This is a genomic window from Desulfurococcaceae archaeon, from assembly GCA_038845865.1.
GTDB lineage: Archaea > Thermoproteota > Thermoprotei_A > Sulfolobales > Desulfurococcaceae > UBA285.
In genome coordinates this window covers 54,327-77,678 of record JAWBQJ010000004.1, presented here as the reverse complement: position 1 = coordinate 77,678, position 23,352 = coordinate 54,327, and the positions used below count along the sequence as shown (strand labels likewise).

Sequence of the window (23,352 nt, the reverse complement as noted above, 5' to 3'; positions counted from 1 at the left end):
ACATTGATAACAACTTTGATGGCTATATCAACAGCTATACACGGGCACTTAACACCAGGAGGAGGCCTCCAACCCGGATCCTGTCGCTCTCCCAGAGCGTTCTCCAAATGTAACCAGTTTCCAATCCCGCGTGAACACTGGAAACTGATCTAAACGAGCCCCAGCCTCCTAAGCCGGAGGACCCAGGTTCAGATCTCGGCGGGCCCGCAATCCTTAACATAGCTGATTAAGGATCGCTTCAGCATTCCCGGATCCGCGGAATCCCCGGAAACTCATCCGTAGAGGACTTCTACCGTGATTCGGCGCGCCCATACCATCACTCATTTAAGCAGGCACGGTTAAAGCGTAAGTCAACGCCGACAGGACCGGTATAAGAGTAATTGTTTTCTCCGGGGCAACCTTCGTTGACACGAAGCCACACGCGATACTAGAGACGTCACAGTAACACGCGTTGTGGGAAACCCTTCACGCCGAGGCAGAGAATCGACGCATTCATCACGCTAATATTACTACTAGCGTTTGAACATGCCTTCCCACTAATCTCTAGCTCAAAAATGCTCAGATTGCAGTTTTCAATCTACTTAAAGAACCACAGAGCCTCATTGGCAGCGGATATCCTGGAAAAAGCCCTACTACAAGCGGGAGAGCAACTGCAATGGTTATTGAGCACGCGTACGCCTATCGTGACTGTTCTGAGGTTCATAAAGGGTTGCTATAAAGTCGCTTGTTGAGATGCGTGTTGTACCTGGTCTATGAGCGATCTGCGTACGTTCTACGCATATACGTCTTCCATTTTCACGCTTTCAATGCAAACCGGGCGGGCGTTTTTAATGTAACTCTCGTGCTCTCACCGTAGTAGTCTCGGTGAGGTCTTGGCTCGTTGAGGCCTGCATCATGGTGTTAAACTGAACAGAGTCTTAGGGTTTAGGCTTATCTGCGTGCTCAGACTGGTTTCCGCCTATGTCAGGTCTTCCCGCTATGCCTGTGCTTGACTGCGTCGTCGGGGTTCACGGGCTTTCTAAATATGTACAGCTTTTCGTGGTATATTAGCAGGAAGTCCCTTTCCCTCACTTTGCTCCAGACCTCTCTAGTGGTTTTCATCCTGTGCTGAACCTTGATCACCTCTTCCTTGAGCAGGAAGCCCGTTTCCAGGAATACTCGTAGCACGTGGTGGGATACCGGAACGTAGTGCCTGTGAATCCTGGTATCACCTATTAAGACGCCCAGGTATCCTCCGCGCTTCAAGACCCTGAAAAGCTCTATGGCAACCTCGCCCATGAGCTTCAAGTAATCCTCCAGCGTCCTCGCCCTCGAGAGGTCTCCCTCAACGCTTTCCTCCTGGCCGTACTCGATGATGTTCCAGTAAGGTGGGTGCATCGCTATTAGGTCTACTGAGTCGTCGCTTATTAGGAGTAACCTCCTGGCGTCACCGTGGTATATCCTACTCCAGGTTTTCTCGATGTTCTCCACTTCAACCGGCTTGACTAGGCCGCTCCACCTCCTAGCGTATTCCTCTAGCCAGTAGAGCCTGTGAAGGGCCAGTATAACGGCGTTGTAGTTTACGTCAACCCCGATGCAGTTCCTGCCCAGTAACCTGGCCTCCACGCACGTGGTCCCGGAGCCAATCATGGGGTCCAGTACCAGGTCGCCCGGTTCAGTGTACATCTCTATGAGCGCTCTGGGTATTTGAGGAGCCCAGTTGCCCCTGTAATCGCCTCTATGGGTGGCCCAAGAACCCCTCGCGGGGAAGCTCCACACCGTTGTCGAGATGTCCGTTAGCTCCTCTGAGGAGGGCTTAAGCCTCCTGACCGCTATCGGCTCGAGCCCGATCTCCCGGCCCTCCACGACTACCTTACCGTACTTTGACGCGTACTCGAGGTACTCGCTGTAGCTCACTTCACGCAACCACTCCACCATCACTAGTAACTACCGGGTAGTGGGCATAATAACTGGGTCCCTGCACGTAGCGCGTGCACCTCAGTGGTTGCACGTGTTCATTAGCCCGGCTTCTCCCGGTGTTCTAAGTACCTCGTTTTAAGAGCGAATTTACCGCTGGTAGAACTTAAGGAGGAAAAGGTAAACTGGAAAGGAACTCGAAACTAGGTAGCCAAAGAACCCGCTTCCCCTAGGCATCAGATGATCTCCGCGGTGTGGTGACCGCCGAGAAATGTGGGGGAGCGAGTACAAGGAAACGTGAAGTGCGTGGAAAAAAGTAGCTTTACTGGGAGGGAGCCCGGTATAATGATGCGATGATGGTGATGGTTGTTGCTACCGAAGCTGCGAGCCCCATTAAAATTACGGGATCCGCCATCATGGCGGTGACCACGATCAGCGACGCCACCTGGGCCGTGGTCGCGCCGGCGAGGACCCCCCTGTAGAGCTTTTTGCTGGCAATTACAGCGTAGCCTGCAAAGGCGTGTAGTGCGGTGATGCACATGAGCGTGATGATGGCTACCCCTACGACCCAGTCGTAGTGTGTATAAGTACCCGCCCTATATAGGTGGCCAATGCGCACTACTATTCCGCTAATTATTACGGTGTTCACGGCTAGAAGAGGAATAACTAGGGGGGAGGTGCCCGTTCTAGAGAGGTTGCCTGCCACGAACTAACCGCCTCTAATTAAGCAACCTATTCCACACCCTATAAGGCATCCTAGCGTACTACTCCCTAGCACTATGAGGCAGTATCCGCAAACAGCACACGATATCTTCTCTAAGGTGCACAGGCCGCAGGCTATTGAGCATATTGCACCCAGCGTTAAGTCCGCTACACCGCACACCTGCGCGCATCCAACGAAGCAGTCCCACCCTCCATCAACGACCAGCGCTGACAGCACTCCGTGGAATTCCAGTATACCTGTAAGCTCCGGGCGCTTCACAGCCTTGATCGTCGCGATCGCCTTATCGATCTCACCGGCTATGAGGCTCCACTTGTCCTCGCCCGTCACGTACGATATCTTCGTTAAGCCGTAGCCCACAGACCTCATGTAGTCGTACATGTCCGCGCGCCCGGTGAACTCCACCGTTATGTACTGCGCCTTGGGGATGTCTCCCGGTACAACGATGTACGCGAATGCCTCCTCACCGCTCACGCGGTAGAGTATGAGCCCGAATCGGCTTTGAGAATCCAGCACTACGATGACGTATACGGTGCCCGGTGCTTCCGGGGACTGCTGTGCAGGCCTAAACGCTATTATCTTTAACTTCACGTCACCGTTCTCGGAGTCGACCACGTAGCGCGCTTCCACGCCATTAAGCTCCGTTTCCGGCCTCGGCACCGCGCCATGTATGTCGCCGGGTTCCGGCACGAGTCTCTTGAGCAACCGCTCAGTGCGGATCACCCTCTGGTCCCTGATGTGCATGGCGTACTCTATGGTTAATATATCGAAGCACTCGCATTTACAGGGCCTAGGCGCGTTTTCAGGAATACTGGGCTCATCCACGGAAAGCCGAGCTCTATCTCCACTGCTACCGGGAAAGTGCGCTAGAATGTAGGGGTAAGCCAGTACTGAAACTACGACAGCTGTCATCACCACCGCTACCAGTACAGCCTTCACGCACGTTCTCATAGTCTCACCGCTACCGTTCACGTCAAGGGTGGTTTATATATTTTTCGGTTATTTCCGATTTAGGAAAAACCTTAAACCAGTACAGGCAACTACAAGGCGTAAAGGCCCTGCTAACTGGAAGGGAGCGCGCTGGAGTGGATAGCGAAGAGGGCGAGAAACGGAGATCGAGGTTAAAAACTAGGGAAGTGATAAGTGGAAAGGGGTGGGGTATAGACCTTGGGGCGGGGCGGTATAGCCACCTTGCTGACGTCGTTACGCTTCTCGTCCCGGGTCCCTGTAACGCGCTTGCTGTTGAGAGGGCTCCTTAGGAAGGTGCGCTGCGACCACGACTGCGAGGAGAGGTCCCTTCTCTACTACGCCCTACTTAGGTATAGTGGGTGTAGGGTGAACTGTCCTCCTAGCCTACGCTTCCTGCTCTCCATATTCGACCTCGCGATCAAGGTGGGGGTCACGGTTATGGGGGGTGATGAAGAGGAGTTGAAGAGGGCGTTAAGGGACCCCGCCATAGCGCGTGGCGTGGAAACCGTGTTACGGGGCATAGCCCTCTACGGGGTCACCACCCCGCAGAAGCTCCCAGCACCCTTCATGGTGGTGTGGAACTTCACGAACGCGTGTAACCTACGCTGCTCACACTGCTATCAGCGGGCCGGAACCCCACAACCTGCGGAGCTCTCCCTCACCGAGAAGTTAAAGGTAGTGGAGGAGCTGGATGAGGCAGGCGTTGCCGCCATAGCGTTAAGTGGTGGTGAACCAACTCTCTGCCCGGACTACCTGGTGGTTGTGAAGGAGGCGGCTAGGAGGGGGATGTACGTCGGCATCGCTACTAATGGATGGCGCTTCGCGGACTTCGACGAGCTGAAGAAGGCAGTGGACGCCGGGCTCAGGTACCTCGAGGTCTCAGTAGACTCTGCTAATCCGAGGAAGCACAACGCCTTCAGGGGGGTGGAAGGCTCGTGGGAACGGGCCGTTAAGGCCCTCGAGAACGGTGTGAAGCTGGGCATAAACCCCGCCATGGCCACCACGGTAACCAAGATGAACCTAGACGAAGTTGATGACATAATTGAGCTGGCCGAGAGCATAGGGGTCAGGAGAGTGGTCTTCTTCAACTTCATACCCACGGGGAGAGGCAGGGACCTCGTTAACCTCGACCTCGAACCCGAGGAAAGGGAGGAATTTATGAGGCTCATCTACAGGGAGATGGTGAAGAGGAAAATGGAGATATACACGACGGCCCCCCAGTACGGTAGGGTCGTGCTGCAGATGAGTAGGGGATCCGTAGTCGCGCCCACACACCATGCGGTTAGCAAAGACCCAGTGACTAAGGCGCTGGCCGAGTACATTGGCGGTTGCGGTGCTGGGAGAATTTACGCCGCACTACAGCCTGATGGAGAGGTCGCCCCCTGCGTGTTCATGCCCATAAGGCTGGGAAGCGTAAGGGAAGAGAGCTTTATCAGGATATGGAACGAGCACCCACTAGTCCAGAGGCTTAAAAGTAAAGAAGGCCTAGGAGGCTTCTGCGGGCTCTGCCCTTATAGGTACGTGTGCGGCGGGTGTAGAGCCCGAGCCTACGCTTACCTAGGCGACCCATTCGGCCCAGACGTGGGGTGCGTGAATAACAGGAAATACTACGATGCATTGAAAGGAACGGAAAATAACCCTGGTATCATGGAATAGAAGCCCTTACGGGTCTAGCATACATGGTGGCAATGGGGCGCACAGGACGTTGGGTTAAAAATAGTAGATAGCCCGACAACTAGGCGCAGCGGAAAGGGGCTCTATGTGCTGAGGATACGGGGATTCCGGCTTCCACGATTTAAGGTGTGCATGGGATACGGCCTTAAGGCTTTTTCCACGGAGTGTAGCTCCTACCCCTCAGGGCGGAGGGGTGACTGGTATCCAAGGTACCTGGCCGTAGGAAATTGCCGTATTCTTGAAGCTGGTACCGCTATATTAAACCGAATTTTTCACTATAAAATGTGAAATTAAATTGAGTTGCAAGTGAAGGTGGTTTGCACATTGGCCGCTGAACCGGAATTTACGACGGGTATGCGCGAGCTTGATGAGCTGATTGGCGGGATACGGGGCCCTTACATGCTGTTGATCGTGGGTCACCCTGGAGCCGGTAAGAGCACTCTGGCTTCGCAGATCTGCTATGTAAATGCGTTAAAAGGCCACAAGTGCCTTTACATGTCGTTTTATGAGAGCAAAGAGAAGCTGTTCAGGAACGTAGCTAAGCTGGGAATAAACCTCGTGGAAGCGGAGAATAAGGGGTTACTAGTACACGTCAAGCTACCTGTCGCCGCTACCCAGGAAGTACTGGACACCATATCCAGGCTCGTGACCAAGGACTCTTACAGGGTTGTCGTGGTAGACTCCATTAACCCGCTCATGGACTTCCTCAAGAGGAAAGAGCAGAGGGCAATACTACTGAACTTCTTCTACAACCTGGTCGACGCCATCAACGGGCTACTAGTGGTAGTGTCCGAGGTGCCCTTGGGTAAGGAGGCCTTAAGCCTAGGCTCCATAGAGTTCGTGGCGGACGCAATAGTGTACCTCAAGCACAGGGTGTCACGTGGCCTAGTAACGCGGATACTCGAAATAAGGAAGGTGAGGGGGGCACCGCTCACGGTAGTGGAGGTCCCGTTCAGCATCATCAACGTAAAGGGGTTAAGGGTATACCTTCCACCTAGGCCCGAAAGGCCGCTCGCAACTCTAGCGGAGAGGTTGAAATCGCGCGAAGCAATAAGTAGCATTCTCGGGCCCATATACGCCGGTGACATCATATCCATCAGCCACCCTCCCAGCGCCCGCGACAAGAGAACTAATGCACCCTTCGTCGACATAGCCGTAGAGAACGACTTAAAGGCGCTGGTGATCTCCTACAAGTATTCTCGCACTGAGCTCCGAGAGATCGCGTTCTCGTTGCTAACAAAGTACTTTGAGCTAGGAGAGAGGGAAGCAAACTGGGTTATAGACAGCTACATGCACTTCGAGTCGGTAAACCCGGCGTCCTTTTCCACACCCGAACTAGCAGCCTTGGAGCACGAGCTCATCGAAACGCTGAACCCCGGTATAGTGGTGTTTCACGGATGTGAAGTGCCGTGGAAGATGATCAGGGACCTGGGCGAGGGGGAGTACTGGTCGCAGCTCATTAACCAGTTAACGTGGCTCAAGAACAAAGGCGTGCTGGTGGTGAGGCACATCGGTAGAGTGGACCCGCACTTCACCAGGATGAACGAGTCCCTTTCAGACGTAACCATAAGAGTACATTACAGGTATGAAGACGGGGTGGTAAAGCCCGTGTGGAAGGCTTGGAGGCGTGGAGGCGAACCGCTCTTAATAGACTTCACGAGCGGAGAGGTCATTGGAAAAATAAAGGAGTTCAATGAGTGGTTTAGAGGGCTCATCAAGGAGAAAATGCTTAAATCGGAAATAGCCTCTCATAGCACCTAGCTCGAGCGCGTTGCAGGCCAGGCTCTAACCTCTTTCTACCTCCGCGCACTTTCTCAGGAACGATACCATTGGTAGCAGTATTTTCATGGCGTCTTCAACGGTGTTAATGGCGTGTCCTAGGTCGGGCACTATGTGCGCCTCAAAGCTCTTACCGCGTTCTAGTAGCAGTGAAAGGAGCCTAAGGGCGGGCTTTAACGGGGTCCTACTATCGTTCTGCGGGTGTATGATGCACAGCGGCCTCGTGATATTCGGTGCTTTGTTGATAGGCGAGCGCTCTCTTAGCAATTCGCGCTTACCTGCGAAAAGCACGTCTATGAATGCCTTGAATACCGCATCGCTTAAGCCGTACATCTCCTCCCAGTCAACGACGCTGGCGCCGGCCACGCCGCAGTCATATAACTCCGGCTCGTTGGACATCGCCCACAGCGTCATGTAACCCCCGTAGCTGTACCCGGCAATGAGCACCTTACTCGCAAGACCCGTTTCCAAGGCCCACTTCGTGACAGCTACCACGTCCTCCAGATCCCCCCCACCCGGATCGCCGATATTCATCTTCTTAAACCACTCACCATAGCCCGTCGATCCTCTGAAGTTAGGTGCAACGACGTTGAAACCCGTTGCCACCAGCGCGATTAAGGTTACTCTCCACGCGTCTGCTACCTCGGCCCACGGACCGCCGTGAACGTATATCACGGTAGGTCCCGGCCTACCCGCTTTACTGCTTTCAATAATCCACACCGGGATATCCAGGTTACTCGGCGTCCTTACTTTCTCGAACTTCACGTCCCCGAGTACACTTTCAACCTCTCTGGGTGGCCTGCTCTCCAGTATAACACGGCTAGTACGGTGTTTAACATCTAATTCGACCACCTCGCTAGGCTTTCTCAGCGAGGAGTAGCTGTAGTAAATTTTATCGTTGACGTAAACGGCCCTGTGGGCCACTCCGCTGATCGGCGCGATTTCGTAGCCGTTCATGAATATCTTCGTTCTACCGTTCCTTTTACCCACTATGAGCCATTTTCCCTCGTACTGATTATAGTGCACGTGCTCTACGGGCAGGTACTCGTAGTAGTCGTTACCGGGTAGTCTGAGTTCTCGAAACTCCTCTTCCTCGAGATCCAGTTCTACGAGGATGTCCCTTTCCTCCGTAAAGGCGCTTGATGCGAAGACCAGCTTGTTCTTTTCAGTTATGACCGGTTCTTTGTTCACACTGCCAGGTTTAGGGGTATACACTTTGAACTCGCTGCTCTGCACGTTGTAAACGAACACCTCCATGCTGAAGGGGTTTCCCGCGAGCACGCCATACCCTGTTACCATGTGCTCGTTAGCACTCGTTACGAAGGCAAACCCGCGCGGCAGCTTGTAGAGCTTCTCCGCTTTACCGTCTTCGACCATGTATATGGCAACGTCCTCGGATGTCGCCCCAGTGAAAAACGCCCTCTCCCCGGTGTCAACGAGGCTCATTACCCTCACGGGCTCCATGTCCACTTGGACCTCCTCTTCAACCCTATCCAGATCCACTACGTAAACCACGTGTTGTTCCCTTCCACGTGCAACGTCTACCGCGTAAACGACCCGGTTGGTTTTTACCGGCATCTCCGCTTCGAGCGAGACGGGCCTTTTCGCGATCTTCTTTTTACTTAGTGACTTCACGTCAAGTACCCATAAGCTACTGAAACCGCCTTCATCGGAGCGCAGAACTAGTAGGTCTCCCTTACCGTAGCCTACAAGCACGTGTGTAGGGGTATTTACGAGGTCTTCCAGGAGCTTGATCACTTCGCTATACTTCAAGACGCACACCAACCGTAATACAAGGGAAAGCCGGTATTTAAGTGTCAGCCCTCTTCAGCGGGTTTAGCTGGTACTTGGACCTTACCTATGTGCGAGATGCTCACCTCTTTGCCGGGGTCGTGGAGCACGCTCTTGACGTAGTCCTCACTGCAATCTGAGAGCAGCATTAAGTGTAGTCCCTCAACCACGTTGCTTTCTATGAACTTAATAATGGTGCACTTGCTTGCTAATTCCCTAAACACTTCTTTTACATTATCGCCGAGAAGCATCAATGACACCAAGCCGCCTTCTGCGCTCTTGTAGAGCACCGTTACTAGCTCTTTCACAGCACTGAATTCCGAGGGAAAAACCTTTTCGACGCTTTCACCCAAGTCGGCTAGCTCGTCTATGTTTCTCCTGATCCACTCACAGGCGGATGAGACTGAGAGTTCTAGCGTCGACGGGTTTACGAGTAGCGGAAACATCCTACACGCAAGGGGCTTCTCGCCGTGTATTCTACAAGCCTTACTAGCCTCGTCGTAGAACGGGCAGTAACCACTCACGATCCACACGTAGAAGCCTGCGGGTAGACGTTCAAACCGCGGTTCGGGGATACCCATATGCTCGGCGAGGAGAGCGATGTACCTCGCCTCGTGGGGTAGTACAATTGGGCACTCCTTTCTATCTGAAAAGAAGCAGCACTTGCTACACCTCAAACAGCTAAAAGCACGACTGTTCACGTCACCCAACTAGACGGCACCCCCCACTATGTCACGAGGCTAACTTACCCTTCTTGTCTTTAAAATACTCGACACTAAGCCCTGGGCGACCAGTGGAGGTGCAAGCAACGTAGAACTGTGGAACAGTGCTTTAAACCGGCGGATCTGATCTCATTTCCGCCTGGAGGGCGGGGCCTCCGGCTGTAACGGCGCGTTATTTACGTTGTGTTCATTTGGGGTTCAGGTGAATGTCAATGTAGTATATGCTACAAGCCTCTAGCACCTCCACGGGCCCTCCACACGCTGGTATGTATAGAACGAGTAACGCGGTGCCGCTTGTTAGGTACCCTTCCAAGTACAAGTAGGCTGATGAAAATTGCTTTAGTTCAAGCCACTCTGTTGAGTCGCTTACCACGTTCCCTTGAACGATCCTTAAAGCGGGCACGATACAGCTTTCAAGGCTTACATCGTTACAGAACGTCACGTTAGCTGTTAGCTTTTCTACCATACTTAGACTGCTATCATAAACTAGCTTAGCGTATACGGTCTCCGTGCTATTGTTAAACACGATCAACGCCCAGATCCGCGCGGGGTTCGCGCTATCCCTTGAAATATTGATGTAAAGAACAGCTCTAATACCGGCGCTCACAGTGGTGTTGCTGACAGCGCCCTCACCAGCTCCGGTAAGAGCGACATCGTAGCTGTCACCGCCTATAACGTTCGGGAACGAGTACGTACACGTCATCCCGTCGGGGAAGGAGACATTGATCGATACTATACCACCTGTACCTATAACGACATCTCTAACGACATAGACTTCCAGCGCATAGCCGCTGGCAGTGGCGTTGAACGCAAGCCCCTTAGCGTAGTGCAGGTCCCAAAGTTCCACGGTGGTATTAGGTAAGAGCCCCGCGAAGTACACGTACCTGGGGTCCACGGTAGATATCACCATGTCGTCGAACGCGCCGTCGGCACCCGCCTGCCTGCCCCCCAAGTCCTCGGCGTAGACTCCCACGTAAGCTGGATTAAAGTAGTTGGAGCTATCAGTATATGAAAGGGGGTATGAGCCCGCGCCCCCCACGGGGTTTCCATCTTCATCGTATAACCAGGCATATATGCGTAGACCATCGGAGACAGCCATGTAGTTCACGACAATGGTGTACCAGCCGTCAGGTTTAATGGGTAAGCTAGAAGTTCTGCTTAACAGGAACCACCTCCTGTTGTAGTACTTCGCGATAACTAGCCCGTAATACGGCTCGGCGAGCAGGGGGTCGCGGTCTCCCCCGCTTGGGTCGTAAGCCACGTAGACGAGGTAAAAGTTTGCCCTACTGGAGTCAAACAACACCACGCCGTGCCTGTAATCCTGTCTATTGGGGTTGCTGTTGTTTCCACCGCCAAGTACCTTGACTGAAACCCAGAGCGACGGGTAGCTGGATAGGCTCGCGTTGAAGTAGTACTGAGAGGCGCCGGCAACGCCGGCCCCGTTGTCCACGATGTACAGGGCGTTACCGGTGTAACCTGGACCCGTGCTATAGCTTCCGCCTAAGGAAGTCCAGCCTGGGACGGGGTAGGATTCGAAGTCCGTGAATACTATTGAGCCCCTAGAAGTCCTGTTTATGGCGCACTGTTGCGAGGGGGTTTCCTGCGGTGAAACGGGTATTAGCGTTAACGGGTATTGGCGCGTTGTTAACGGTCTCGGTATATTGACGGGCGTGAACGCTATAGGGTACGATCCTTCGCTGAAAACCACGACGCCCTGGTAAGTTTTGTTCTCCACGAAGTACCCCGACCCCATGGGCAACCCTACTTCCACTACACCGGTACCTCCCGGTAACAGTGCCTTACCCTTTAAACCAAGCACGTTGCAGGCGGCCTCGTTCACGCCGATCACATAACACGTATCGTTTCCGAACATCACTACTAGTTGCTGTTCACCGTAAAGCAGAGCCTGAACGATCTCCACCGGCCTGCCTCTCTCGTGTTTAATGTTGATCCTTAACGTAATCGTCCTCGAAGCCGGGTCTATCTGGGCATCCGCATACACTCCCAGCACTGGCGCCCTATTAACCTGGTCTACTACGTGTAGGTAGAGGAAAGAGACACCAGTAACCACCGCTATAAACACCATCACCGAGAGTATTGCCAAATACGGGTGGGATATGCCCACTCCGGGGCGCACCAGTAATTAGTGTTTATTGTCAATATTTATTAATGCAATAGTAGGTATTATAGGTTTGAAAGGTAAAAAGAGCCAGGTAGCGAACACGTGAAAAAGGAAGCTACTTGAACATGTCCTTGAGGAGCAGTACTAGAACCCACAGCACTACCGTGAACACCACTAGCACTACGCCTAGGAGTACAGCACTCCACGACAAGTCCATGAACACTCCCTCTTCGAGGTAGCCGTATGCTGCATCTACTAACGACATCACTGCTGCTCCGCTAGCAATTAGTGCCAATACGTCAAGCCTGTATCTGTCTTTACGTCCTAGCCCATACCAGAGCGCGCTTGACACGGCCGCTAGCAGTAATAGCGCCAGAGGCCACACTGCAAACCAGCCTGCGCTCACTTCACTTCGAGGGTCGTGACGATCCTCGTAGGAGGAATGGTTCTCGTTTTCATCTTCCTCGAGATGCCTAGTATTCCCAGCCACAGGGTTGTTACAGCTAGGGTCATCGAGCTCCCTACAACACCGATCTCGTTCAACACCACTGGTAGATCCTCCGGGCTCTGCATGGCGGTTAAGAATGGAGGATACGGTACGAGTTCACCATGCCACGCGTGCTCAGCCGCCAGCACTAGTGCGCCGCCCAGTAGCATGTAGAATAGCACGTTTAGTTTCAAATCGCTGGAAGATCCTCGCACCCTGTTTAAGAGCCCCACTACCAGGCCAGCCAGTAGCGGCGTTATGAAGCATGCCATTTCTCACACCTGTGCATCCAGATACTTAACTAGGTGCACCCTTAAAAAGTTTCCAGGTAGCACGCCCGGACAAAAGACTATTAAGGACCCGGCTAATACTAGTTATGGGGTACCGTCGTTGATCGTAGGCATTAAACGGGTTAAGCCGGGACTTTACAACGTAACCGTATGGCCTAGTTGTAGCTACCCCTTAAGCTCTTACGTTAACGTGAAGGTCTACGTAGAGGGGAAGGCTTTAGAGGACTTTGAGGAGGTTTTCGTGGAGGCTGTCCGTGTCGAGTATATTAAAGATAGAGCCGAAGTGCATGTATACGTTAAGTGTAAGTGTTAAAAAGAGGGTAAAACAGGCTACTTAGCTTAGGTATTTCTCAATGATGTACTTGACCAGGTGATCCGGCTCATACTCCACTCCGAGAGACCTCCTCAACAGCTCTTTAGGCGGGTACGTTGCGCCGTACTTATGTATTCTCTCCTTCTGCCATTCCTGTAGTGCCTTGAAATCACCGTTTACAATCTTCTCCCTTAAGTTGATCTCAGACTCCATGGCCCTCTTCATTGAAGCGGCCACTATGTTTCCGAGAGTATATGTCGGGAAGTAGCCTATACTGCCCATGCTCCAGTGAATATCCTGTAGTACCCCTTCACTGTAAGTCCTGGGCTTCACTCCCAGTAATTCCTCCATGTAGTTATTCCAGAGCTCAGGTAGCTCCGATACCTTCACCTCCCCCGCTAACATGAGCTTCTCGAGCTCCGCTCTGAGCACTATGTGCATGTTGTAGGTTACCTCGTCGGCATCTACTCTTATCAAGCCCGGTTTAACCGTGTTGAAGTAGTAGTACACGTCCTCAGGCGAGTAGTTCTTGATGAAGTCTAGGTGCTCTTTGAGAATGGCGTAAACGCGTTCTGCAAATTCTCTGCTCTTACCGACGATGTTCTCCCAAAACCTGCTTTGACCTTCATGCACACCTAGGCTAACGCCGTCACCTATAGGTGTGTGAGAAAGTGCTGGGTCTATTTGGAGCTGGTAAAGCGCGTGCCCAAACTCGTGCACGACGGCGAGCATCGATCTCTTGAAATCCACGCCTTCGTACCTCGTCGTAATCCTGACATCGAATATGCCCATATCTATTGTAAACGGGTGGGCTGACACGTCTAGCCTGCCGCGAACGCCCATGGGGTATCCGAGCATTTCAAGGATCTTCTTGTTGACAGCATCCATTCTAGCCACGTCGTACTTTACGCGCTCTAACGGGTGTTCTCGCGGATACCTGCCCTCGGAGAGGACTTTTTCTATTATGAACTTCAACTCTCTCTTCAGTCTGCCCAGTATCCTATCAGCGTCCTCCGTCTTCAAGCCCTCCTCGAATAGGTCAAGTAGCGCGTCGTACGGGTGCTTTTCCCAGCCGAGATAGTCAGCGGCTTTTCTAGCCAGCTCAAACACCCTCTCTAGATACGGCTTAAACATCTCGAAGTTGTTCTTCGCCTTCGCCTCCCTCCACACGATCATGGCTTCTTGGGTGACCTTAGCCCTCTCCGCTACGAGCCACGGTGGCAGCGCCTTGGCTATTCTCATGGCTCTTTTCAAAACCCTCACAACGCCCCGTTCGTAGTCGTTCAACCCCTCGGCACGATCGGCCTTCTCGACGAGCTCCACGAACTCGGGCCTTAAAAGCAGGTTCTGCCTCAGTAGCTCCAGCTCGGCCCTGGCAACCGCGCGGTCCCTCACGCCTTCGCGCGGCATGTACGTCTCGCTGTCCCAGCTCATGAGCGCTATTGCATGGCCTATTGCCCATATAGTACGGTACTTCTCGAGGACCTCCTTTATAACGGGGTTTTCGAAGACCACGCTAACACCCTGTTAGTGATAACGTGGCTGAGCTTATAAGAACATGCATTATTTACCCGTACAGCGTTTACAGTTCAGGGGGTATCCGGTGGGGTTTAGCGCATTTAAGGTCTGTAGTGTCGAAGAAATGAGAAAGATCGATGAAGAGGCGTCTAAGCAGGGAGTAACCCAACTGCTCTTAATGGAGGATGCCGGTACAGCAGTATACACCGTTATAATGCTAGAAGTAGGTGTACGTGGAAAGCGCTTCGTAGTCGTAGCTGGGACAGGTAACAATGGCGGTGATGCCTTGGTAGCGGCTAGGAGGATCCGTGCAACTGGCGGGAACGTGGAAGTGTTCATTGTAGGAGATCCGAACAGGTATCGCGAACCCGCCAGGACAATGTACGAAATAATTACGAAGATGGGCATTAAAGTGGAAGTAGTTAGGGGGGTGGAAGACCTTGAGAAGCTCGCGGAGTCCATTAAGGGAAGCGATGTAGTCGTGGTCGGCTTAATCGGTACTGGTCTAAAAGGAGAGGTTACAGGGCTCTACAGAGACGTCATAAAGCTTATCAACGAGCACGGTAAAACTGTGGTAAGCGTCGACATACCATCGGGTATTGACGGTAACAACGGCAAGGTGCGTGGAGTTGCGATCAAGTCCACGTACACCGTCACCTTCGGCCTACCGAAGTACGGTAACGTACTCTACCCAGGCTACCACTACTGTGGAAAGCTCTACGTGTCGAGGCTCTCATACCCGCCGGAACTCTTGTACTCCGAGGAAGTCAAGGTAGAGCTCAATGTCCCGGTGCCGCTACCGGAGCGCGTTAAATGGGGTCATAAGGGTGCTTTCGGAAAGCTACTCTCCGTGGCAGGTGCTAGGTATTACTACGGTGCACCATACTACAGCTCATACTCGTTCCTGAAAGCGGGTGGAGGGTACTCTAGGTTGGCTGCGCCTAAAAGCGTCATACCGGTGCTAGCAGCCAGGTGTGGTGAGGTCGTCTACCACCCAATGGACGAGACCGAGGAGGGCACGCTCGCGCTTTCGAGCTACGAGAAAATACTGGAGATCGTGAGAGATCATGGAGTGGACATGGTCATACTAGGCCCAGGCACCTCCCTAAACGAAGAAACACAAGAACTCGTCAGGAGGCTGGCGGAAGGGGTAGACAAGCCGGTCATAATAGACGGCGATGGCATTACCGCCATTTCGAAAAACCCGGAAATTCTTAAGCAGAGAAAGAGCCCCACCATACTGACACCACATTTAGTCGAGTTTTCGAGGTTAATGGGGGTTGGAGTGAGTGAGGTCCAGGAAGACCCCGTAAACCATGCTCGGAAGGCATCAATCGAGTTAAACTCCTACATTGTGTTGAAAGGAGCACACTCATTGATAGCTTATCCAGATGGCCGTGTATACGTAAATATGACCGGTAACCCGGGCATGGCTAAGGCAGGCATGGGGGACGTGCTTAACGGTGCCATAGCTGCCCTCTATGGAATAGGTCTTAGGGACTGCGGCGAAGCTGCACGCATGGGCACGCTGGTGCACGGGCTTGCAGGAGACCTTGCCGCGAAAGACCTGGGAGAAGATGGTATTACGCCCGATACCGTATTGGAGTACTTACCACAGGCTATGAAGCTCCTACGCGAGAACCCCGGGTACATAGTCGAGAATTACATGCCCAAGGAAATATAGTGGTCGCCGATGAAAACAGGTAGTTGCAGAGACGTCTTCGTGAAGGATTTCGATTTAAGCTACATGAACGAGATAGTGGAAATTGAAAGCGAGTGCTTTAACTCCAGTGTGAGGTACAGTGAAGAAGTCTTCAATTACTACTACCAGCGCGGCTCGATCTTCAAAGTTGCAGAGTGCGGCGGGGTCATTGCGGGTTACGTTATCGCAGATATCGAAGACTCGCTCTGCCACGTCGTGTCCATAGCTGTGAGGCGCATGTACAGGAGAATGGGTATTGGTTCAACGCTACTAGACCGCGCGCTCGCGGAGTGTAAGGGGCTCGGCGCCAGGAGGGCTTACCTGGAGGTTGCTACCAGCAACCAGCCCGCTCTGGAAATGTACCTTAAAGCGGGCTTTCAAGTTATAGGGGTTATCAAGGGTTATTATGGAGTTGAAGACGCTTACGTGATGGTCAAGGAATTGGATCAGCGTGGTTAGAATGGCGGTTAAGCTATTGACGCCGGTAGATGTAATCATCGATAGCAGGGAGGACTCTAAGCACCCCGAATTCAAGGTTAAGATCGCGAGAGAGGGCTTACGGGTAGCTGTGCAAGAGCTCCCCGCAGGCGACTTCCTACTACTTGCACCTCCCGGGAGAAAGCAAAGCATACTAGTAGAGAGGAAAACAGCTGATGATTTCGCTAACAGCATCAGGGACGGGAGGATCTGGGAGCAGAGCAAGCTACTACAAGAAGCGGCTTTACAAGAAGGGCACCGACCGCTAATAGTAATCGAAGGCTCCCTAGAGAAACTGGAAAAATACCGTAACTGGAGGGTGCAGAGCATTCTGCGCGTTATCGACACGCTGGTGCTCGACATGAACATACCAATACTGTACACGCCTCATAAAGACGCCACAATAGCCTGGATCATCGCCAAGGCGAAGAACCTCGGTAAAACTGAGGAGAAGAGGGTCGTGAAAATGAGGGTTGAGAAAAAGCCTTTAAGCATCGAAGAGAGAGTACTCTACGTCACGGAAGGGCTGGTGGGCCCGACACTCGCCAGGAGGCTTCTCGCAAGGTTCAAAACCCTCAAGAACGTCGCAAACGCATCCACCTATGAGTTGATGAGCGTCGAAGGTATTGGGGAAAAGCGTGCCCAGGAAATATATGCCATCTTTAACACACCGTGGCATGAACCAGGGCTAGGAGAGCAGGTATGAGCTTAGAACTAGTACTGCCAGGGCTCGTCTCCGCCATAGTAGCTAGGACTCTACTGAGCTGGTGGCTTACCGCGGCCTTAAGGCTCGGCTTCGCCGGCAGGGACATGAACAAACCTGGAGAACGCATGGTAGCCGAGGCCGGCGGCATATGGGTTGTATTGTCGTCGGGGTTCGGAGTGCTCCTCTACATAGCGATAGAGGTTTACACCGACAGGAGGGTGGATGTGATACCGTTGCTTTCAATAGCTTTAACTCTACTGATGGCCGGCTTGCTGGGGTTCTTCGATGACATACTCGGCTGGAAAAGGGGTATAAACCCCATTAAGCGCGTGTTGTTTACCCTTCCGATATCCCTTCCACTAGTCGCTGTTAAGGCCGGCCATAGCGTGGTCGAGCTACCTGTGATTGGCACTCTAGACCTGGGGTTAGCGTACTCACTGCTAGTGGTACCGGCCGGTGTCGTGGGTGCTAGTAACGCCTTCAACATGATTGCCGGTTACAACGGCCTCGAAGCGCTTCAAGGGTTAACTCTTTTACTCTCTGCTTCGCTACTTTTGGTAGTCAGGCGCAACTTAGATGCCGTCTGCGTTGCCCTACCCGTGATCTCCTCAATAACGGTATTTTACTTACTTTACAACCGGTACCCGGCTAAGATGTTCCCAGGAAACTCCTTTACTTACGGTATTGGGGCTTTCTACGCCTCGCTAGCGATATACTGGAACTTCGAGAAGTACGCCATTTACTCCTACGCCCTCTACTTCCTAGAACTGGTACTGTTCGTGCGTGGACTACTAGACGGCGTGTACAAGGAGAACTTTGGGCGCGTTCAAGCAGATGGTAGCTTACTGCCCCCCTACGAGAAGTCCTATAGCGTAACGCACCTGGTCATAAAGCTCGTGATAAAGCTTAAAGGTAAGTGCTACGAAACCGATGCCATTAAGGTCATCGTCACTCTTCAAGCCGTAGTCTGCGCTCTCGCTCTTTCGGCCACCTTCTTAGCAGTATAGTGTAGAGGTAGAGAGAGCTCAGTAGCCCCACAGTACTTGACACCAGGAAAGACTCGGCGTAGCCCACTCCCAGGTATAAAGTGGCTGCAACTAAAGACGCGGCCGAGGCGCCGAAGTTATCCAGTAGCCTTTGAATACCTATAGCCCTTCCACGTATTTCAACTGGTAGGGTTCTAGTCAGTATTGTGGATAGCGCTGAGTTTAAGATGTTTGATGCGAGGCCCATTACCAGCGACGCGGCGAGCAATGTAGCAGTGGTTATAGTCATATGCCTTACGTGGTACGGTAGCGCTAGTGTGATCTGTACCGCGGAAACCACAACAGCCGAGTATAGTGCGGCGCGCTCAGGTCTCGGGTTGGTTCTCAGCAAAATTAACGACGCACAAATAGTACCCGTGGTGGAGATCGCGCTTAAAAGCCCCCACATGGGTTTCGACAACCCCAGTACGTCGAGCACATATATTGCCAGGTACGTGTTAGTCACCCCTAGCGAGACCTGCCAGAGAATGGAGGTAAAAAGGTACAACTTGAGGGCTCTGAATAAGACGGCACGGTAGCCGGACAGCTCGAAGATGATCTTGCCGAGGTCTTTATCACGTGGCTTAAAGGTCTCTTTCAGTGCCTTAGCTCTCATGACGAATACCGTTATTGATACAATGCCCTGTAGCGCGAAGCCCAGTCTAATACCAGTGACTCCTAGCGTGTCATAGAGCACTCCACCGATGACCGGCATGAAGAGGCCTGGAATAGCCATCACGATGTTCAGGCCTAGGAAGCCTTTAAACTCTTCTCCGCGTTGCAGGGAATCCATGACTATTGCTGTTAGCGCTGGTTGGTAGAAGTGTACTGCATAGTCGAAAACGAATATGGCTGTTAGGAACCTCCAGTCAGGTGCCACCGCGTAGAGGAACTGGGCTACCGATATGCACGCCGTTCCAATCAATATAACCTTTACCCTGCCAAGATAGTCTGTCAGCAGGCCGCCGGGAATTGTCGAGAGGGCCAAGGCAAGCATGCCGAGACTTCGCATTACCGCTACATGTAGGTCTGAGGCCCCTAAGTCCTTAGCGTATTTAGCGAAAAAGGGGTTCACTAGCGAGCCCGTCAGAGAGAAGAGGAACCAGGATAGGGCGATTACCCCTACATTGCCTTTAAAAACTTCCTTCAAATCCGCGATGCTCTCCGCGAACGCGGTAATAGTCTTCGAGAGCTTCATAGCCTGGGCTTTCCTCGGGAGAAGAGTCACGTATACTGATGTGCGTTATCTTAATTATCTTCAGACCGGTTCTCCGCGAAGTGCTTTTTCTACGAGCTCCTTGGCGTAGTCGTACCTCACTTTACCTTCCTTAACCATCCTCTCTGCCACCCTGTCTACTAGGTCTCCGGTAGCGCCTGCCATTATTGCTAGGTTCCTAGCGTGTAATCTCATGTGACCCTTTTGAATGCCTTCGGTAACTAGGGCTCTGAGCGCTGCGAGGTTTTGCGCTAAGCCGACGGCCGCCATTACCTCGGCGAGCTCCTTGGCGGAGGAAACTCCGAGTATTTTCAGTGCTATCCTCGCAACCGGGTGTACTCGCGTCGCGCCCCCCACTATACCTACTTGTAGCGGTAGTTCGAGGTAACCGTTGAGAAAGCCCTCTTCGTCCACCTCCCAGGTGCTCAGCGGCTTATACACACCTGCTTTACACGCGTATGCGTGTGCGCCCGCTTCGATAGCCCTGTGATCTTGTGCCGTAGCAAGCGCCACGGCTATGATACCATTCATAATGCCCTTATTGTGCGTTACAGCTCTGTAAGGGTCTACTTCCGCCAGTACGCTGGCCTCTTCAATCCTCTTCGCGGTTTCAAGTCCGCCTAGGTTTTCGGCCGGTGTCCTAGCCCATGCTCTAACAATTCGCCTTGTCGCGTGGTTTGATATTATTCTAAGCCTCGCCTGCCCCCCTGTAATTCTTTCCAAGATGGGCGCGATCGCCTCTACCATGGTATTAACGGCGTTAGCGCCCATGGCATCTCTTACATCTACGACTAGGTGAACCACTATTACGGGGCCCTTACTCGTTTCAATGACTCTGATTTCCAAGTCTCGTGGACCCCCGCCAAGCTTGATCAGGGTGGGGTCCTGCTGCGCTGCATGTTCTAGTATTTCCTGCTTGCGCTCTAGTATCCTGGTGACTTTGGCGTAAGGCGCCGTTACGTTGACTACGTGCACCTGGCCGATCATTTCTTGGGGGCCGGCTTCCGCTATTATGCCCTTTCCGTAACGTAGCATTTTCGCGGCATTGCTTGCAGCGGCTACGACGCTCGCTTCTTCTATGACCATTGGGACGAGGTAGTCTTTCCCATTTACGAGAAAGTTCACCGCCACGGCGAATGGATACGCCATGCACCCGATTACGTTTTCAATCATTCTTTCCGCTATCTCCCTGGAGAGGTTACCGAAGTTGAGGAGTACCTTCACTTCGTCGTCCGTTAAGTCCGCCCATTCCTTAACGATTCTCACCCTCTCCTCGAGGGGTAGCTTGTAAAAACCCTCAATGCGGCTACTCCTAGGTTGCCGCGCCATCGCCTACACCACGTGTGTTTAAAACCGAGGATAAAGCTTAAAAGACTTTGGTGTAGCGCTCATGGTTCACGAGTGGGCTTTAGCTGAATCGATAGTGCTATACGTCTTGAGTAGAGGGATTAAGAAGGCTAAGAAGGTAGCCGTCAAGATCGGAGTACTCCAGTCAATAGACAAGGACATACTAGTGTTCGCGGTAAGAGAGCTCTCCAAAGAATATGGGCTGGAAATAGGTGAAGTTGAGGTGGTCGACGAAGAGCCCGTTTTCAAGTGCCACATATGCGGGTACACATGGAGCTTGAACATGTCAGAGGTCGAAGAACCCGTTCGCGAAGCAGTGCACTTCCTCCCCGAAGCTGCGTACGCTTACTTCAAGTGCCCTAATTGCCGTAGCATAGACTTCGAGATCGTGAAAGGCCGTGGTTTGTCGGGAGTGGTGGTTGAGGGTTATGAGTGAAGACCCGAGAGTACTAAAGGCGGTCGAGAACCTTAAGAAGCCGCGCAGAGTGTACGCCGTCATTAGCAACAAGGGCGGCGTAGGTAAGACGACCGTTACGACTTTACTAGCCCTATACTCCGCTAAACTAGGTTACTCAACGGGGTTACTAGACCTAGACCTCGTCAACCCCTCTACGCACGTGGTTCTAGGCCTAAGACCAGAGCACTTAAAGTACAGTGAACACCACGGGGTACTACCGTTGAGAATTGGTAACCTGCATTACTTCACCGTAGTGGCGTATACCGGCGACAGGCCCATGGCTCTTAGAGGTCGTGCCGCGCGCGACGCCTTGTGGGAAGTGCTTTCCACTGTGAACTGGGGTGTTCTCGACGTCGTTTTCGTAGACACGCCACCAGGTATTGGCGATGAGCACCTTGAATTGGCATACAAGCTACGGGGCGTTATCAGGCCTATCGTGGTGTCTACCCCTAACCCCCTCTCCATGAGCGTGGTGAAGAAGGTCATCCACATACTGAGGGAATGCGGTTACGCTGACCTGTACTTCGTTGAAAACATGGGAGACGGTAAGCTAGTAGACTATGCCAAGGAGCTTGGAGTAACGTACCTCGGCTACATACCCCACTCTACAAGGCTGGAGACAGCAACCGGTAGCCTAGACAAGCTACTAGGATTAGATGTAGAGGACTCGGCCAGGTATATTTTAAGCAAACTACTACCACGGTGAGTAGCCTAGAAAACCTTTATAAACCCGATCGTGATTAGAGCGTCACGGGGTGGCCTCCATGTCCCAATGGATTTAAAAACGCCCAAATACGCTAGAGCCCCCCAACTAGCCGAGATAGTGCCCAAATACTGGTATAACGTTGTCCCCGACCTTCCTGAACAACTACCACCAATGTTGAAACCGAGTGGAGAGGCCGTCAAGCCGCATGAACTGGAAGCAGTATTTCCCAAAAAGCTCATTGAACAGGAGTTCTCCACTGAGAGATTCGTCGAAATACCTGGTGAGTTGAGAGAACTCTACGTAGAGCTCGGTAGGCCGACACCGCTGCTCAGGGCTCGGAGGCTTGAAGAGTACCTGAAAACGCCGGCAAAGATATACTACAAGTACGAAGGAGTTCTGCCAACGGGGTCGCACAAGGTAAACACCGCTGTTGCCCAAGCATACTTTAACGCGGCTGAGGGCGTGGAAAGGCTGGTAACCGAGACCGGTGCGGGGCAGTGGGGTTCCGCGTTAGCATTGGCAGGAGCCCTGTTCGGCCTGAGGATCAGAGTCTACATGGTGAAAGCCAGCTATAATCAAAAGCCTTATAGGAGAGTACTAATGCAGCTCTACGGCGCCGAGGTCGTACCCAGTCCCAGCCACTACACGGAGTTCGGGCGCAGGGTGTTAAAAGAAGATCCTGACCACCCGGGATCTCTGGGCATAGCCATCAGCGAGGCTATAGAAGATGCCACCAGTAACCCGAGGACGAAGTATAGCCTCGGATCAGTACTAAACCATGTTCTTTTACACCAAACAGTTATAGGACTAGAGGCTTTGAAACAGCTTGAACTACTAGGCGAAGACCTGCCGGACTACGTGGTGGGTTGTGTAGGTGGTGGAAGTAACTTTGCAGGACTGGCTTACCCGCTATACCACGAAGCACTAGTAATGAAGAGGAAGGAGAGTACAAAATTCATAGCGGTAGAACCTAAAGCGGTACCCTCAATGACTAGGGGCGTGTACACCTACGATCACGGTGACACTGCAGGCCTGACCCCACTACTTAAAATGTACACGCTAGGGCACAAGTACGTTCCCCCACCAATACACGCCGGCGGGCTAAGGTACCACGGCATTGCACCTACGCTAGCCTTACTAGTTAAAAATGGCATCGTTAGGCCTGTGGCTTACGGGCAGAGAGAAGTCTTTCAGGCTGCACAGCTATTTGCAAAGCTCGAAGGCGTTGTGCCCGCGCCTGAATCAGCCCACGCCGTCAAAGCGGCAATCAGCATCGCGCTCGAAGCTAGGAGAAGAGGTGAGAACGCGATCATACTATTCAACATGAGTGGGCACGGTTTATTAGACCTTTCAGGGTACCAAGAACACCTTGAAAACCGGCTGGACGACTTTGAGCCAGGAATAGTAGACACCTCCTACCTAACTATGCATTAG

General features: G+C 52.6%; 22 protein-coding genes. 11 read left to right on the top strand and 11 right to left on the bottom strand.

All coding sequences use genetic code 11. From position 1 onward, the window contains the following. Window positions 1-963 precede the first annotated feature (963 nt). The 3 genes from QXU03_05765 to QXU03_05755 all read right to left on the bottom strand — a co-directional run bounded on the left by QXU03_05765 (window position 964) and on the right by QXU03_05755 (window position 3,568). A complete protein-coding gene (locus QXU03_05765) occupies window positions 964-1,896 on the bottom strand; it encodes a site-specific DNA-methyltransferase (GenBank protein ID MEM2171239.1) in 933 nt (310 codons plus the stop codon). A 322-nt stretch (window positions 1,897-2,218) separates the two neighbouring features. Next, a complete protein-coding gene (locus QXU03_05760) occupies window positions 2,219-2,602 on the bottom strand; it encodes a hypothetical protein (protein MEM2171238.1) in 384 nt (127 codons plus the stop codon). Window positions 2,603-2,605: 3 nt separating this feature from the next. Next, entirely contained in the window at window positions 2,606-3,568 is a 963-nt protein-coding gene (locus QXU03_05755; GenBank protein ID MEM2171237.1) for a hypothetical protein, read from the bottom strand. A 134-nt stretch (window positions 3,569-3,702) separates the two neighbouring features. Here QXU03_05755 and QXU03_05750 point away from each other — a divergent pair, with 134 nt between their 5' ends. The 3 genes from QXU03_05750 to QXU03_05740 all read left to right on the top strand — a co-directional run bounded on the left by QXU03_05750 (window position 3,703) and on the right by QXU03_05740 (window position 7,021). Continuing rightward, the gene (locus tag QXU03_05750) at window positions 3,703-3,876 is read left to right on the top strand and encodes a hypothetical protein (GenBank protein MEM2171236.1); all 174 of its coding nucleotides are present in this window, start codon (window positions 3,703-3,705) and stop codon (window positions 3,874-3,876) included. After that, window positions 3,860-5,242 (top strand): radical SAM protein, encoded by a 1,383-nt coding sequence (locus QXU03_05745; protein MEM2171235.1) that lies wholly within the window; start codon window positions 3,860-3,862, stop codon window positions 5,240-5,242. Before QXU03_05750 ends, QXU03_05745 begins: the two co-directional genes overlap by 17 nt. Before the next feature lie 324 nt (window positions 5,243-5,566). After that, complete coding sequence (locus QXU03_05740) at window positions 5,567-7,021, top strand: ATPase domain-containing protein (protein MEM2171234.1); 1,455 nt, start codon at window positions 5,567-5,569, stop codon at window positions 7,019-7,021. A gap of 24 nt (window positions 7,022-7,045) precedes the next feature. Here the strand turns inward: QXU03_05740 and QXU03_05735 are convergent, their stop codons facing one another. The 5 genes from QXU03_05735 to QXU03_05715 form a co-directional block, all read right to left on the bottom strand. Beyond that, the gene (locus QXU03_05735; GenBank protein MEM2171233.1) at window positions 7,046-8,821 is read right to left on the bottom strand and encodes an alpha/beta fold hydrolase; all 1,776 of its coding nucleotides are present in this window, start codon (window positions 8,819-8,821) and stop codon (window positions 7,046-7,048) included. Between the two features lie 35 nt (window positions 8,822-8,856). Beyond that, window positions 8,857-9,531 (bottom strand): YkgJ family cysteine cluster protein, encoded by a 675-nt coding sequence (locus QXU03_05730; protein ID MEM2171232.1) that lies wholly within the window; start codon window positions 9,529-9,531, stop codon window positions 8,857-8,859. 208 nt (window positions 9,532-9,739) lie between these two features. Continuing rightward, window positions 9,740-11,689, bottom strand: a complete 1,950-nt coding sequence (locus QXU03_05725) for a hypothetical protein (protein MEM2171231.1) — start codon at window positions 11,687-11,689, stop codon at window positions 9,740-9,742. A 100-nt stretch (window positions 11,690-11,789) separates the two neighbouring features. Continuing rightward, window positions 11,790-12,080 carry a hypothetical protein gene (locus QXU03_05720; GenBank protein ID MEM2171230.1) on the bottom strand — a complete coding sequence of 97 codons (291 nt, stop codon included), beginning with the start codon at window positions 12,078-12,080 and terminating at the stop codon, window positions 11,790-11,792. Further along, window positions 12,077-12,433, bottom strand: coding sequence for a hypothetical protein (locus QXU03_05715; protein ID MEM2171229.1), 357 nt, complete (start codon window positions 12,431-12,433; stop codon window positions 12,077-12,079). Before QXU03_05715 ends, QXU03_05720 begins: the two co-directional genes overlap by 4 nt. A 118-nt stretch (window positions 12,434-12,551) precedes the next feature. Here QXU03_05715 and QXU03_05710 point away from each other — a divergent pair, with 118 nt between their 5' ends. Continuing rightward, entirely contained in the window at window positions 12,552-12,764 is a 213-nt protein-coding gene (locus QXU03_05710) for a hypothetical protein (GenBank protein MEM2171228.1), read from the top strand. A gap of 21 nt (window positions 12,765-12,785) precedes the next feature. Here the strand turns inward: QXU03_05710 and QXU03_05705 are convergent, their stop codons facing one another. Next, the gene (locus QXU03_05705) at window positions 12,786-14,279 is read right to left on the bottom strand and encodes a carboxypeptidase M32 (GenBank protein ID MEM2171227.1); all 1,494 of its coding nucleotides are present in this window, start codon (window positions 14,277-14,279) and stop codon (window positions 12,786-12,788) included. Between the two features lie 88 nt (window positions 14,280-14,367). On the opposite strand from QXU03_05705, the gene QXU03_05700 reads away from it, so the two are divergent. Genes QXU03_05700 through QXU03_05685 form a run of 4 tightly spaced genes read left to right on the top strand, consistent with a single transcriptional unit; the run spans window position 14,368 to window position 18,174 of the window. Then, a complete protein-coding gene (locus QXU03_05700) occupies window positions 14,368-15,966 on the top strand; it encodes an NAD(P)H-hydrate dehydratase (GenBank protein ID MEM2171226.1) in 1,599 nt (532 codons plus the stop codon). Between the two features lie 9 nt (window positions 15,967-15,975). After that, the gene (gene rimI, locus QXU03_05695; protein ID MEM2171225.1) at window positions 15,976-16,443 is read left to right on the top strand and encodes a ribosomal protein S18-alanine N-acetyltransferase; all 468 of its coding nucleotides are present in this window, start codon (window positions 15,976-15,978) and stop codon (window positions 16,441-16,443) included. 1 nt (window position 16,444) lies between these two features. Then, window positions 16,445-17,167, top strand: coding sequence for an ERCC4 domain-containing protein (locus QXU03_05690; GenBank protein MEM2171224.1), 723 nt, complete (start codon window positions 16,445-16,447; stop codon window positions 17,165-17,167). Beyond that, window positions 17,164-18,174, top strand: coding sequence for a glycosyl transferase family 4 (locus QXU03_05685; GenBank protein MEM2171223.1), 1,011 nt, complete (start codon window positions 17,164-17,166; stop codon window positions 18,172-18,174). The genes QXU03_05690 and QXU03_05685 overlap by 4 nt, the downstream gene beginning before the upstream one ends. On the opposite strand, the gene QXU03_05680 is transcribed toward QXU03_05685, so the two are convergent. Both QXU03_05680 and QXU03_05675 read right to left on the bottom strand, forming a co-directional pair. Next, complete coding sequence (locus QXU03_05680; protein MEM2171222.1) at window positions 18,116-19,420, bottom strand: MFS transporter; 1,305 nt, start codon at window positions 19,418-19,420, stop codon at window positions 18,116-18,118. The genes QXU03_05685 and QXU03_05680 overlap by 59 nt on opposite strands. 30 nt (window positions 19,421-19,450) lie before the next feature. Next, on the bottom strand, window positions 19,451-20,737 hold the full coding sequence (locus QXU03_05675; protein MEM2171221.1) for a hydroxymethylglutaryl-CoA reductase, degradative: 1,287 nt from the start codon (window positions 20,735-20,737) through the stop codon (window positions 19,451-19,453). Between the two features lie 61 nt (window positions 20,738-20,798). Between QXU03_05675 and hypA the strand changes: the two genes are divergently transcribed. From hypA to QXU03_05660, 3 genes are all read left to right on the top strand, one after another. Beyond that, on the top strand, window positions 20,799-21,191 hold the full coding sequence (hypA, locus tag QXU03_05670) for a hydrogenase nickel incorporation protein HypA (GenBank protein ID MEM2171220.1): 393 nt from the start codon (window positions 20,799-20,801) through the stop codon (window positions 21,189-21,191). Next, a complete protein-coding gene (locus QXU03_05665; protein MEM2171219.1) occupies window positions 21,184-21,918 on the top strand; it encodes a P-loop NTPase in 735 nt (244 codons plus the stop codon). Before hypA ends, QXU03_05665 begins: the two co-directional genes overlap by 8 nt. Window positions 21,919-21,984: 66 nt before the next feature. Then, window positions 21,985-23,352: a TrpB-like pyridoxal phosphate-dependent enzyme gene (locus QXU03_05660; GenBank protein MEM2171218.1), complete on the top strand. Its 1,368-nt coding sequence runs from the start codon at window positions 21,985-21,987 to the stop codon at window positions 23,350-23,352.

Coding starts and splice junctions, on each gene's coding strand:
- QXU03_05755 (MEM2171237.1), bottom strand. CDS start 3,568: ATGAGAACGTGCGTGAAGGCTGTACTGGTAGCGGTGGTGATGACAGCT.
- QXU03_05715 (MEM2171229.1), bottom strand. CDS start 12,433: ATGGCATGCTTCATAACGCCGCTACTGGCTGGCCTGGTAGTGGGGCTC.
- rimI (MEM2171225.1), top strand. CDS start 15,976: ATGAAAACAGGTAGTTGCAGAGACGTCTTCGTGAAGGATTTCGATTTA.
- QXU03_05690 (MEM2171224.1), top strand. CDS start 16,445: ATGGCGGTTAAGCTATTGACGCCGGTAGATGTAATCATCGATAGCAGG.
- QXU03_05685 (MEM2171223.1), top strand. CDS start 17,164: ATGAGCTTAGAACTAGTACTGCCAGGGCTCGTCTCCGCCATAGTAGCT.
- QXU03_05675 (MEM2171221.1), bottom strand. CDS start 20,737: ATGGCGCGGCAACCTAGGAGTAGCCGCATTGAGGGTTTTTACAAGCTA.
- hypA (MEM2171220.1), top strand. CDS start 20,799: ATGGTTCACGAGTGGGCTTTAGCTGAATCGATAGTGCTATACGTCTTG.
- QXU03_05665 (MEM2171219.1), top strand. CDS start 21,184: ATGAGTGAAGACCCGAGAGTACTAAAGGCGGTCGAGAACCTTAAGAAG.
- QXU03_05660 (MEM2171218.1), top strand. CDS start 21,985: ATGGATTTAAAAACGCCCAAATACGCTAGAGCCCCCCAACTAGCCGAG.